Origin of the sequence: Amycolatopsis sp. NPDC005961 (assembly GCF_040629235.1) — a bacterium.
GTDB lineage: Bacteria > Actinomycetota > Actinomycetes > Mycobacteriales > Pseudonocardiaceae > Amycolatopsis > Amycolatopsis camponoti.
In genome coordinates this window covers 87,276-98,938 of the sequence record NZ_JBEXVF010000005.1, presented here as the reverse complement: position 1 = coordinate 98,938, position 11,663 = coordinate 87,276, and the positions used below count along the sequence as shown (strand labels likewise).

Annotated in this window: 11 protein-coding genes; 8 read left to right on the top strand and 3 right to left on the bottom strand. The window is 70.3% G+C overall.

The annotated features are described in order from the left end of the window. The first annotated feature begins 3 nt into the window (after positions 1 to 3). The gene (locus ABZ342_RS06595) at positions 4 to 504 is read left to right on the top strand and encodes a GtrA family protein (RefSeq protein WP_360469457.1); all 501 of its coding nucleotides are present in this window, start codon (positions 4 to 6) and stop codon (positions 502 to 504) included. 38 nt (positions 505 to 542) lie between these two features. After that, the gene (locus ABZ342_RS06590) at positions 543 to 1,070 is read left to right on the top strand and encodes a GtrA family protein (RefSeq protein WP_196425896.1); all 528 of its coding nucleotides are present in this window, start codon (positions 543 to 545) and stop codon (positions 1,068 to 1,070) included. A gap of 14 nt (positions 1,071 to 1,084) precedes the next feature. On the opposite strand, the gene ABZ342_RS06585 is transcribed toward ABZ342_RS06590, so the two are convergent. Beyond that, complete coding sequence (locus ABZ342_RS06585; protein WP_360469454.1) at positions 1,085 to 1,540, bottom strand: hypothetical protein; 456 nt, start codon at positions 1,538 to 1,540, stop codon at positions 1,085 to 1,087. A gap of 352 nt (positions 1,541 to 1,892) precedes the next feature. Here ABZ342_RS06585 and ABZ342_RS06580 point away from each other — a divergent pair, with 352 nt between their 5' ends. From ABZ342_RS06580 to ABZ342_RS06565, 4 genes are all read left to right on the top strand, one after another. Next, on the top strand, positions 1,893 to 3,191 hold the full coding sequence (locus ABZ342_RS06580) for an MFS transporter (RefSeq protein ID WP_360469451.1): 1,299 nt from the start codon (positions 1,893 to 1,895) through the stop codon (positions 3,189 to 3,191). Next, positions 3,188 to 4,042, top strand: a complete 855-nt coding sequence (locus ABZ342_RS06575) for an NAD(P)H-binding protein (RefSeq protein ID WP_360469449.1) — start codon at positions 3,188 to 3,190, stop codon at positions 4,040 to 4,042. The genes ABZ342_RS06580 and ABZ342_RS06575 overlap by 4 nt, the downstream gene beginning before the upstream one ends. Before the next feature lie 18 nt (positions 4,043 to 4,060). Beyond that, positions 4,061 to 4,711: a response regulator transcription factor gene (locus tag ABZ342_RS06570; protein WP_360469446.1), complete on the top strand. Its 651-nt coding sequence runs from the start codon at positions 4,061 to 4,063 to the stop codon at positions 4,709 to 4,711. A 120-nt stretch (positions 4,712 to 4,831) separates the two neighbouring features. Further along, positions 4,832 to 5,455, top strand: a complete 624-nt coding sequence (locus tag ABZ342_RS06565; protein WP_360469754.1) for a response regulator transcription factor — start codon at positions 4,832 to 4,834, stop codon at positions 5,453 to 5,455. On the opposite strand, the gene ABZ342_RS06560 is transcribed toward ABZ342_RS06565, so the two are convergent. Further along, a complete protein-coding gene (locus ABZ342_RS06560) occupies positions 5,452 to 6,735 on the bottom strand; it encodes an ATP-binding protein (RefSeq protein WP_155549117.1) in 1,284 nt (427 codons plus the stop codon). The two genes, ABZ342_RS06565 and ABZ342_RS06560, sit on opposite strands and share 4 nt — an antisense overlap. 3 nt (positions 6,736 to 6,738) lie before the next feature. Then, entirely contained in the window at positions 6,739 to 7,434 is a 696-nt protein-coding gene (locus ABZ342_RS06555; protein ID WP_155549497.1) for a response regulator transcription factor, read from the bottom strand. 42 nt (positions 7,435 to 7,476) lie between these two features. Between ABZ342_RS06555 and hisN the strand changes: the two genes are divergently transcribed. After that, positions 7,477 to 8,262: a histidinol-phosphatase gene (gene hisN / locus ABZ342_RS06550; protein WP_360469442.1), complete on the top strand. Its 786-nt coding sequence runs from the start codon at positions 7,477 to 7,479 to the stop codon at positions 8,260 to 8,262. 136 nt (positions 8,263 to 8,398) lie between these two features. Next, positions 8,399 to 11,653, top strand: coding sequence for a GH92 family glycosyl hydrolase (locus ABZ342_RS06545; RefSeq protein WP_360469440.1), 3,255 nt, complete (start codon positions 8,399 to 8,401; stop codon positions 11,651 to 11,653). Positions 11,654 to 11,663 lie beyond the last annotated feature (10 nt).

The window sequence follows — 11,663 nt, the reverse complement described above, 5'->3', positions numbered from 1 at the left end:
GCGGTGCGCGAGCTGCTGAAGAAGCATCGCGAGCTCCTCCGCTTCGCCGTCGTCGGCGGGATCAGCTTCGTGATCACGATGTCCGTCAACTACGGCCTGAAGTTCACCGTGCTGCGGACCCACCCGGTGACGGCGTTGATCGTCGGCGTCCTCGTCGCGACGATCTTCTCCTACGTCGCCAACCGCGAGTGGTCGTTCCGCACCCGCGGCGGCCGGGAGCGGGCCCACGAGGCGACGTTGTTCTTCCTGATCAGCGGCGTCGCGCTGGGCCTGAACGCGCTGCCGCAGTGGTTCTCGCGGTACGTGCTCGACCTGCAGGCGCCGCGGCTGTCGCCGTTCGGCGTCGAGGTGGCCGACTTCGTCAGCGGGATCATCATCGGGACCCTGCTCGGCACGGCGTTCCGGTGGTGGGCGTTCAAGAAGTGGGTCTTCCCGGACGAGGACGCGCGCGGCGTCGTCGCGGTCGCGGATGATCCGGACATTCAGGACCGGAAGGCCGCCTGAACCACAGGTCAACGCGGTGTGCTCCTAGACTGCATGCTGTGACCGTTGTGGAAACCGTGCTCAAGCGCACGCCGGAGCCGCTGCGTTCGGTGCTCATCAAGCACCGGGAGCTGCTGAAGTTCGGGATCGTGGGCGGCACGACGTTCCTGGTCGACAACGGCGTCTGGTACTTCCTGAAGCTGTCGGTGCTGGAGTCGAAGCCGACGACGGCGAAGGCGATCGCGATCATCGTCGCGACGATCGTGTCGTACATCCTGAACCGCGAGTGGTCGTTCCGCACCCGCGGCGGCCGGGAGCGCCACCACGAGGCCGCGCTGTTCTTCGTGATCAGCGGCATCGCGGTCGTGGTGAACCTGATCCCGCTGTACGTCTCGCGGTACGTGCTGGACCTGGAGGTCCCCCACGTGACGCGGCTGGTGCAGGAGGTCGCGGACTTCGCGAGCGGGTCGATCATCGGCATGCTGCTGGCGATGTTCTTCCGCTTCTGGGGCTTCAAGAAGTGGGTCTTCCCGGACGAGCTGGGCGAGCGCCGCCGGGACACCGGCGACGTGACCCGCCTGCACTGACCCGGGTTCAGCGGCTACATCTGCACGAAGTACTCGGGATCGTCGTCGCGATCGGCGTTGACCGGGACGGTGCAGTAGGTCTTCCCGCTCTCGCAGACGGTGATCTTGAGCCGGTCGAAACCGCCGACCCGATCGGGGTCGCCGATCGAAAAGTTGAAGGGCACGTCGTCGTGGGCCGAGGCGGTCCTGGTCGCGCTGTCGATCTTGGTCGCCCCGGCGTAGGCCTCGAAGTACACGGTCGTGCCCCTCGCGAGGTAGTCCGCCACGGTCCCCTGCACCGTCGAGGTCCGATTGCCCCAGATGACGCCGCCGATGGCCTGCCCGCCGCAGCCCTGGGTGGTGCACAAGCGGAACGTGTCGTTCGGCCAGGCGCTGCTCGCACTCGCCGGCGTGACCAGCACGGCCGCCAAGGCAAGAGCGATCCCGGAGACCGCCACACCGTTGCGGACCGTTCGACTTGTGCGCGTCATCGACGTTTCCCTCCAGCCGAGCCCCGGTCGGTCCGGGGCCGTCGCGACGGAAACGCCCCACCTCGTTCCGCCGTTGAGCACGGAGGACCCGCTTCACCCGGATGGCGCCCTGCTCCAAGGAAACTACTTGTCCTCTGACATGTAGTTGTCTAAAGTCATCCTCGTCAGTGTTCCTTTGTGAGGACGCCGTCCGGGTTCGGCCGGGCGAGCGGGACGATTCGAGGTGGTTTCCGAGCGCGAAGAGGTCGCACCCGTTCGCGGGTGACGATGGAGCCTTTTCCCGACTCGACGGGACGCGTGCCCCGAGCCGCGTCCGCATCTCTCGTCCCTTCTGACGAAACAAGGACTTTTCGTGAGTACCACCGCGCTGAAGCGCGCCCAAAAACCTGCCCTTGCCGGGCTTTTCCTGTCCGTTTTCCTCGCGATGCTCGACGCCCAGGTCGTCGCCATCGCGCTCCCCCGGGTCGCCGCCGAGTTCGGCGGGACCGGTTCCTACGCCTGGGTCACCACCGCCTACCTGCTCGCCGGGAGCGTCACCGCTCCCCTGTACGGCAAGCTCGGCGACGTCTTCGGCCGCAAACGCGTGCTCCTCGGCGCGCTCGGCCTGTTCCTGCTCGGTTCGCTCGCCTGCGGGCTGGCGCCGTCGGCCACCGCGCTCATCGTCGGCCGGGTTCTGCAGGGCGCCGGCTCCGGAGGGCTCTTCGTCTCCGTCGGCGCTTCGCTCGGCGAGATGTTCACGCCGCGCGAAGGCGCGAAGTACTTCGGATGGTTCTCGATCTGCTTCGCCGTCGCGTCGCTCGCCGGGCCGGTCGTCGGCGGCGTGCTCACCGGGCTCGCCGGGTGGCGGTCGATCTTCCTGGTCAACCTGCCGCTCGGGCTCGTCGCCGTCGCGCTCCTCAAGACCCTCGACCTGCCGAGACGGCGGCGGGAAGCGCCCTTCGACTTCGCCGGCGTCGTCCTGCTCGGCGGGGCGATCACCGGGTTCACCCTGATCACGCCGTGGTCGGTCGGTCTCGGCGCGGTGGCGGCCGTCGCGTTCGTCTTCACCGAGCGAAAAGCCGAAGCGCCCGTGCTCCCGCTGCGCCTCTTCAAGGACCGCACGTTCACCGTGTCCGTCGTGCTCAGCGTGCTCGCCGGGTTCGCGTTCCTCGGCTCGATCAACTACATCGCGATCCTCCTGCAGGCCGACGCCGGCCCGGCGGAAGGCGGGCTGCGGCTGGTGCCGATGACGCTCGCCGTGTCGCTTTCGTCCGTGGTCGCGAGCAGGATCATCGCCCGCACCGGCGCCTACCGCTGGGCGCCCCGGCTGAGCACGGCGCTGGGCCTGATCGCCGTGCTCGGCCTGACCACGCTGCACGAACTGCCCCTGATCCTGGCGTGCCTGGTCGTCTTCGGCCTCGCGGCCGGGCTCAACCTGCAGGTGCTCGCCATGGCGACGCAGAACACCGCGCCGCCGGCGGACCGCGGTGCCGTCGCCGCGGGCGTCAACCTCGCCCGAGCGCTCGGCTCGAGCCTCGGCCCGGTCGCGCTCGGCTTCGCCTACAACGCCGGCACGCACGGCGTTTTCCTCGCCCTGCTGCCCGTCCTCGCGCTCGCCGTCGTCACGGCGTTCGCACTCCCGCACGTCCCGCTCGAAGGAGCTTCCCGATGATCTTCGTCCTCGGCGCCACCGGCAAGATCGGCCGCGCCCTCGTTCCCGCCCTCCTCGACGCCGGCGCCGCCGTCCGCGCACTGACCCGGGACCCGGCCAAGGCCCGCATCGACCCGCGCGCCGAAGTCGTGCGAGCCGACCTGGACACCGCCGACCTGCCGGGCCTCCTCGACGGCGCGGACCGCGTTTTCGTTCTGACGCAAGGCCACAGCGCCGACCGTGAAGCAGCGGTCGCGCAAGCCGCCGCGAGCGTCGGTGCCACCCACCTCGTCAAGCTGTCCACCACGGGTGTCCACTTCGGACAGACGGATCCGATCACCCGCGCCCACGCCGAAGCCGAGCAGGCGATCCGCGAAGCCGGCCCGGCGTGGACGATCCTGCGCCCTGGCGCGTTCATGGACAACCGGTTCGCCTGGCGCGAAACCATCCGCGACGAGAACGCCGTCTACGTCCCCGAAGGCGAGTCGGCGTCCGCGCTGATCCACGTCCGGGACATCGCCGCCGTCGCGACGCTCGCCCTCACGACGTCCGAGCACGAAGGTGCGACCTACGAGCTCACCGGCGGCGAAGCCCTCACGACCGAGCGGCAGGTCGCGATCCTCGCCGACGCCCTCGGCCGTCCGGTGAAGTACGTCGAAGAGCCGGAAAGCGCCGCGCGCGAACGCATGATGCGGAAGTACGGCTGGCCCGCCGAAGCCGTCGACGGCTTCTTCGCGCTGAAGCGGGAGTCCGCCGAGCGCGAACACGTCGTGTTCGACACCGTCGACCGCGTGCTCGGCCGGCCGCCGCTGACGTTCGCCGATTGGGCACGTGAGAATGCGGCCGCGTTCCCCTACCATTACCGGGGGTGACGGCGGGAAGGTGACCGGATGAGCCAGGACCTGCGCGTCCTCGTCGTGGACGACCACCCGCTGTTCCGGTTCGGCGTGTGCACGCTCCTGGACGCCGAGCCCGGGATCGAAGTCGTCGGCGAGGCCGCAGGCGGTGGCGCCGCGATCGACGCCGCGGGCACGCTGCTCCCCGACGTCGTGGTCATGGACCTCCACCTGCCGGACCTGTCCGGGATCCAGGCGACCCGGCACATCGCGGCCGTGAGCCCGGACACCGGCGTGCTGATGCTGACGATGGCCGACGAAAGCGAGTCGGTCTTCGCGGCGATGCGCGCCGGTGCCCGCGGCTACCTGCTCAAGGACGCCGAGCCGGACGAGATCATCCGCGCGGTGCGGGCGGTCGCGCGGCGGGAAGCGATCTTCGGCCCCGACATCGCGAACCGCCTGCTCGGCTTCTTCAACCAGCCACCGCCCGCGAGCGAGCCGGTGTTCCCGGAGCTGACGGCGCGTGAGCGCGAGGTCCTGTCGCTCATCGCGGCCGGGCACAGCAACGGCGTCATCGCGCACACCCTGTGCCTGAGCCCCAAAACGGTGCGTAACCACATTTCGAACGTCTTCGCCAAGCTTCACGTCGCCGATCGCGCCGAAGCGATCGTCCGGGCCCGGGACGCGGGTCTCGGCCGGTCCTGACGGGCGTCCATCCGGGCAACATCGGGACGCCGGTCCCATGCGCCCGGGACACTGAGACGGGCATTCTGGACAGGGTGAGGGGTGGAACTCTCGCACACCGTTCGAGGGGAATGGGTGACGATGTTCGAATCCGACAGGACGCCGGTGGTGGTCCGCGCCACCGATCCGATCCTGCACAACGGCGTCTGCATGGCGCTGCGTTCCCGGGACGAGGTCCGCGTGGTGGACGAGGAGGCGGGTGCGGTCGCGTTGCTGGTCGCCGACCGGCTCGACGAGACGATGACCAAGCTGCTGTCCGCACTGCACCACCAGGGCTTCACCCGCATCGTGCTGGTCGCGGGGGAAGTCGACGACAACGAGATCCTCAACGCCGTCGAGCACGGGGTCTGCGCGGTCGCCCGCCGCGCCGACGCCGGGCCGGAGGTGCTCGTCCGGCTGATCAAGGCGGCCGCGGCCGGGGAGGGCGCACTGCCGCCGGACCTGCTCGGCCGGCTGCTGAACCGGGTTTCCCGCCTGCAGCGCCAAGTGCTCCAGCCGCACGGCCTGCACCTGGGCGGGATGAGCGACCGGGAGACGGAGGTGCTCCGGCTCGTCGCGGCGGGGTATTCGACGCAGGAAATCGCCGACGAGCTGTGTTATTCGCAGCGCACGGTGAAGAGCATCCTGCACGACGTGACCAACCGGTTCCAGCTGCGCAACCGTTCGCACGCCGTGGCGTATGCGTTGCGGGAGGGGTTGATTTAACGCGGAACGCGTTCGGCGGGCCACCGGACTTCCGGGACATCGCTGGGCCGCGGCACCTTCAAGAACAGGCTGAAGACGGCCGGGCGGCGGTTGGACAGCTCCAGCCGCCCGCCGTCGGCCTCGACGAGCGCCCGCGCCAACGCCAGCCCGACACCCGTCGAGCCGCCGCCGGAGAAGCCTCGTTCGAAGATGTGCGGGGCCAGCTCGTCCGGGACGCCCGGACCCGTGTCGCTGACTTCGACCACCACCGTGCCGTCGGCGTCGCCGCGGCGCGCCACCACCGTGACCGTGCCCGAACCGTGGCGCAGGGCGTTGTCCAGCAGTACTCCGACGACCTCGCGCAGCCGTCCCGGTGTCGCGCGCGCCATCAGGCCGTCGGCCACGCGCATCCGGAGGTTGCGTCCCTCCGAGCGCAGCAGCTCGCGCCACTCCTGCGCCATTTCCGGCAGCTGCTTCGGCAGGTCCACCGGTTCCGCGCCGACCTCACGCGCCGCGCGCGCCGCCGCCAGCAGCTCGTCGAGCGCCTCGGCGAGCCGGTCGGCCTGCTCCTGCGCCGCCTTCGACTCGTCGGCCACCTCCTCGTCCGGGTGGACGGTGAGCGGTTCCAGCCGCAGCTGCAACGCCGTGAGCCGGCTGCGCAGCTGGTGCGAGACGTCGCCGACGAGCTGGCGTTCCCGCTGCACGAGCTGGGCGAGCGCGGTGCCGGAGGCGTCCAGCGCCTCGGCGACCATGTCCAGCTCGCCGACGCCGTAGCGGCTCGGGTCGGGCCGGAAGTCGCCGCCGCCGAGGCGGGACGCGCGTTCGGCGACGTGCCGCAGGGGTTTCGCCAGCCGCCGGGCCGTCGCGATCGCCACCACCGCGCCGGTGGCGACCGACAGCAGCACCAGCAGCACGACGACCAGCGTCACCGTCGTCTGGCGCTCGTGCATCGGGCCGGCCGGGACGGCGATCGCCACCTTGCCGTCGCGAGCCAGGTCCGCCGTCTCGGTGACGGTGTCGGGACCCGGGTCGTTGCCGTAGCGCTTCTCCTGCTGGTTGGGGACCTGGACGCTGAGCAGCCCGTTGGCCGGGACCGCCGCGCGCACCTGGTCGAGGTCGATCTCCTGGCCGTTGGCGATCTCGGTGTCGAGGATCGCCGCGGCGGCGCGGGCGTTCTCGGCGAGCGTCTCGCGGTAGCTCGACTCGATCTGCCAGCTCGCCACGATGCCCAGCGGGATGCCGAGGACCGCCGCGGTGACGGCCACGGCCAGCAGGATGGCCAGCAGGATGCGACGGCGCACGGCTTATTCGGCGTTGAACCGGAAACCGACGCCGCGGACGGTCGCGATCCGCCGCTCGCCGTCGTGGGTCTTGCTGGTGCGCCCGGCGGCCTCGTCGGCGGCGATGGCGAGCTTCCGCCGCAGCCACGACATGTGCATGTCGAGCGTCTTGGACGTCTTCGACTCGAGGTCGTTCCAGACCTCGGCGAGGATCTCGTCGCGGCTGACGACCTGCCCGGCGCGGCTCATCAGCACGCGCAGCAGCTCGAATTCCTTGTTCGCCAGCTGCACCTCGTGCAGGTCGACGGTGACCAGCCGCGCGCCGAGGTCCATCCGCACGCCGCCGGCTTCGAGCACCTCCGGCACCCGGCGGCGCAGCAGCGCGCGGATCCGGGCGAGCAGCTCGGCGAGCCGGAACGGCTTGGCGACGTAGTCGTCGGCGCCCGCGTCCAGGCCGACGACGAAGTCGACCTCGTCGGTGCGGGCGGTGAGCATCAGGACGGGCAGCTCGGTGCCGTTGGCGCGCAGGCGCCGGCAGACCTCGAGGCCGTCCATGCCGGGCAGCCCGAGGTCGAGCACGAGCAGGTCGACTCTCTGGGCGGCGGTGGCGTCGAGGACCGAAGGACCGTCGGTGACGACGTGGATCTCGTATCCCTCACGTTCGAGGGCGCGGGAGAGCGGTTCGGCGATGGCCGGATCGTCTTCGGCAAGTAGGACCATGCTCACCTGCGTAACTCTACGGCGAAGAGGCGTGAAACCATCGTGACCGTGCCTGGCTACGGAGATGATCTGGCCCTCGCCACCCGGCTGGCTGACGCCGCCGACGCGATCACGACGGCGCGCTTTCGCGCCCTGGACCTGAGGATCGAGCGCAAGCCCGACCGCACCCCGGTGACCGACGCGGACACCGCGGTCGAAGACGCGATCTGGGCTTTGCTGGCTACCGAGCGCCCTTCCGACGCTGTCCTGGGCGAGGAACGCGGCGGGTCGGCGGCGACGGGCCGGGCGTGGGTGCTCGACCCGATCGACGGCACCAAGAACTTCCTCCGGGGTGTACCCGTCTGGGCGACCCTGATCGCCCTCGTCGAAGACGGCGACCCGGTGGTCGGCATGATCAGCGCGCCACTGCTGGGCCGCCGTTGGTGGGCGGCTGCCGGGTCCGGCGCGTTCTCCAGCGATTCGGCCGGAACGCGGCAGCTGTCGGTTTCCGGCGTGTCGTCCCTTTCGGACGCTTATCTGTCCACGACGGACTTGAACTCGTGGACCGAGTACCACTCGCGCGAGAAGTACCTGGACCTGGTGGACGCGTGCTGGGAAACCCGCGCGTTCGGCGACTTCTGGCACCACGTGCTGGTGGCGGAGGGCGCGCTCGACGTGGCGGCGGAGTGCATCGTGAACCCGTGGGACGTCGCGGCGGCCCAGGTGATCGTCACCGAGGCGGGCGGCCGCTTCAGCGACCTGGACGGCTCGGGCCGGTACGACAACGGCAGCGCGCTGTCGACGAACGGCCTGCTGCACGAGGACGTCCTGGGGATCCTCAAGAGGTAACCGGATAGGCCGCTCGGCGGGCACTTCTTGACCGGTCTGAACCACCGGTGGTTCACTCCCAGTGCTCGCCGGGTCACCCCTGCTCCCTGACAACGTTGTCAGCCCCGGGTGCCCCACTCACCCCGGGAGGAAGAGCATGCGCAGAGTCGTCACCGCGGCTTTGGTCATTCCCCTGTTCACGGCCATCACGACCGGCCCAGCCACTCCGGCAGCCGCCGCTCACGCGACCGACCTCGCCGCCTACGTCAACCCGTTCGTCGGCGCCGAGGCCGGCGACACCCCCGAAACCAACACCTACGCCGGTGACACCTTCCCCGGCGCCGACGTCCCCTTCGGCATGGTGCAGTGGAGTCCCGACACTCCCCTGCAGCCCAAGCCGCCCGCCGGGCAGGGCCGCTACTACGCCCGCGACCGCGACGGCGGCTACGCGTGGGAAGAGAACCGGCTCCGCGGCTTCAGCCTCACCCACTTCAACGGCGCCGGCTGCGGTGGCGCGGCCGGCGACGTCCCGTTCCTCCCCTTCGCCGGGAACATCACCACGTCACCGGCGAAGGACGCCACGCCGTACTTCCCCACCTTCAGCCACCCGAACGAATCCGCGTCCCCCGGCTACTACAAGGTGACGACGGACTCCGGCATCACCACCGAGCTGACCGCGACCCAGCGCTCCGGCATGGGCCGCTTCACCTTCCCCGAAAACTCGCCCGCCACGCTGCTCATCGACGTCGCGCAGTCCGCGATGGGCAGCGACGACGCCTCGGTGACCGTCGACCCGGCGAAGCGCACCGTCGAAGGCTGGGTCTCCAGCGGCCACTTCTGCCGCGGCCCCAACACGTACAAGGTCTACTTCTCGGCGTCCTTCGACCAGCCGTTCGCGACGTCCGGGACCTGGCAGGACGCGACCGTGACGCCCGGTGGCACCAGCGCCCGCGGCGGTGACCTGAGCAAGGACAGGTGGGACAAGCAGGTCGTCACCGCCGACGGCGGCTCCGGCGCCTACCTGACCTTCGACCCCGCCAAGCCGGTCCAGGTCCGCGTCGGTTTGTCCTATGTGGACACCCAGGGCGCGCGACTCAACGCCGCGCTCGAACAGCGTCACGACTCCTTCGAGACCATCAAGGACAACGCGCGCCGGACGTGGAACGACCGGCTCCGGCAGATCGCCGTCGAAGGCGGCACGGACGCGGCCACGCGCACCTTCTACACCGCGCTCTACCACACTCTCCTGCAGCCGAACGTCTTCTCCGATGTGGACGGTCGCTACGCGGGCTTCGACAAGGCGATCCACCGCACGAAACCGGGCCACGCGCAGTACGCGAACTTCTCCGGCTGGGACACCTACCGCGACGAGGTCCAGCTGCTCTCGATGCTCGCGCCGCACGAGGCCGCCGACATGGCGCAGTCGATGCTCAACCAGGCGAACCAGGCCGGCGGGATCTGGGACCGCTGGTCGCAGAACAACGACTTCATGGGCGTGATGGGCGGCGACCCGTACCACTCGATCATCGCCAGCACGTACGCCTTCGGCGCCACGGACTTCGACGCGGCCCAGGCGTTGAAGTCGATGGTCAACGGCGCCACCCACGTCCAGCAGGCGGGCGAGCGCGCCCTCGAACGGCCGGGCCTGTCGGACTACCAGGCGCTGGGCTACCACCCGAACAACGTCTCGGACATGCTCGAAGAGACGACCGCGGACTTCGGCATCGCCCAGCTGGCCCAGCGGCTCGGCCAGAAGACCACCTACCAGCAGTTCATGACCCGCGCGCAGTACTGGGAGAACGTCTACAACCCGGCGACGGGCTACCTGCAGACCCGGCTGCGCGACGGTCGGTTCCTGTCGCCGTTCGACCCTGCGAAGTACGAGGAAATGCGCTACCAGGAAGGGAACGCGGCGCAGTACACGTGGATGGTGCCCTACAACGTCCGCGGGCTCTTCGACGCGATGGGCGGCGACGACGCCGTGAAGAAGCGGCTCGACTTCTTCTTCACGAAGCTGAACAGCGACGCCAGTTCGCCGTACGCGTTCATGTCCAACGAGCCGTCGTTCGAGGTGCCGTGGGAGTACGCGTACGCGGGCGCGCCGTCGAAGACGCAGGACATCGTGCGCCGCTCGGCCGAGCTGCTGTTCAAGCCGACCGAGGACGGCCTGCCCGGTAACGACGACCTCGGCGCGACGTCGGCGTGGTACGTCTTCGCCGCACTCGGCATGTACCCGGAAGCGCCCGGCCGCGCCGAAATGGTGCTGGCCAGCCCGATGTTCCCGAAGATCACGTTGACGCGGGCGACCGGGCAGCGGACCACGATCACCGCGCCCGGCGCGTCCAGCTCGGTGAAGTACGTGAAGAGCCTGAAGGTGAACGGCCAGTCGAGCACGAAGCCGTGGCTGCCGGAGTCCTTCGCGGTGAACGGCGGCCGGCTCGACTTCACGCTCGGCGCGTCCCCGACGTCGTGGGGCTCGAAGGCCTCGGACGCGCCGCCGTCCTTCCGCGACGGCGAGGTGCCGGTGCGCGGCCGCGTCGGGCCGGGCCGGATCGTCGTCGCTCCCGGCTCGGCGACCACCGCCACCGTGATCGCGGAAGGCATCACCGGCCAGGGCAAGGTGACCTGGCGGGCGAAGCCGCCGGCCGGGATCACCGTGACGCCGTCGAGCGGCACGCTCGCGGTGGGCCCGAACGGGACCGCGTCGCAGCAAGTCCGCGTCGCGGCCGCCGCCGGGACACCGGACGCCTACACGAGTGTGCCGGTGGAGTTCACCGGGCAGCCGGTGCCCGCGTACCTGCCGGTGACGGTCGGGAAGCCGGGGACGCTGCCCGCGGCCAACACGAACGTCGGCGTCACGGACGATCGGTTCGTCCAGTACGGCGACTTCGGCGAGACGGACCTCTACCCCGGCCAGTTCGCCTATTCGGCTCAGGGCTTGGCCGCGAGCGGCATCCAGCCCGGTGCGAAGGTGCGGGAGTTCACGTGGCCGTCGAGCCCGCCGGGGTCGCCGGACAACGTGATCGCCTCAGGGCAAACGCTTGCGGTGGACGCCCCGGCGGGCGCGACGAAGCTGTCGTTCCTCGGTTCGGCGACCGGCGGCGACGCGCAGGGCAGCGTCACGGTCACCTACACCGACGGCTCGACGCAGCAGGGCGCGCTCGGCCTGTCGGAGTGGCTGCTGCGGGGCGGCGAGGAAACGCCTCAGTTCGGGAACACGGTCGTCGCGTCGGTGCCGTACGTGAACTCGGCGTTCCCGAGGTACATGTTCCGGCTGCAGCGGCCCTACACGTCGTACCTGTTCGCGACGGCCCCGATCGCCCTCGACCCGGCCAAGCGGGTCAAGTCACTCACCCTGCCGACGTCCACGGGCGCCGGTGCGGCGCACATCTTCACCTACGCCGTGAGCTGACCCGCCTGCC

Bases quoted from the DNA above. Each gene is read 5' to 3' on its own strand.
- ABZ342_RS06585 (WP_360469454.1), bottom strand. From the start codon at position 1,540: ATGACGCGCACAAGTCGAACGGTCCGCAACGGTGTGGCGGTCTCCGGG.
- ABZ342_RS06575 (WP_360469449.1), top strand. From the start codon at position 3,188: ATGATCTTCGTCCTCGGCGCCACCGGCAAGATCGGCCGCGCCCTCGTT.
- ABZ342_RS06570 (WP_360469446.1), top strand. From the start codon at position 4,061: ATGAGCCAGGACCTGCGCGTCCTCGTCGTGGACGACCACCCGCTGTTC.
- ABZ342_RS06565 (WP_360469754.1), top strand. From the start codon at position 4,832: ATGTTCGAATCCGACAGGACGCCGGTGGTGGTCCGCGCCACCGATCCG.
- ABZ342_RS06555 (WP_155549497.1), bottom strand. From the start codon at position 7,434: ATGGTCCTACTTGCCGAAGACGATCCGGCCATCGCCGAACCGCTCTCC.
- ABZ342_RS06545 (WP_360469440.1), top strand. From the start codon at position 8,399: ATGCGCAGAGTCGTCACCGCGGCTTTGGTCATTCCCCTGTTCACGGCC.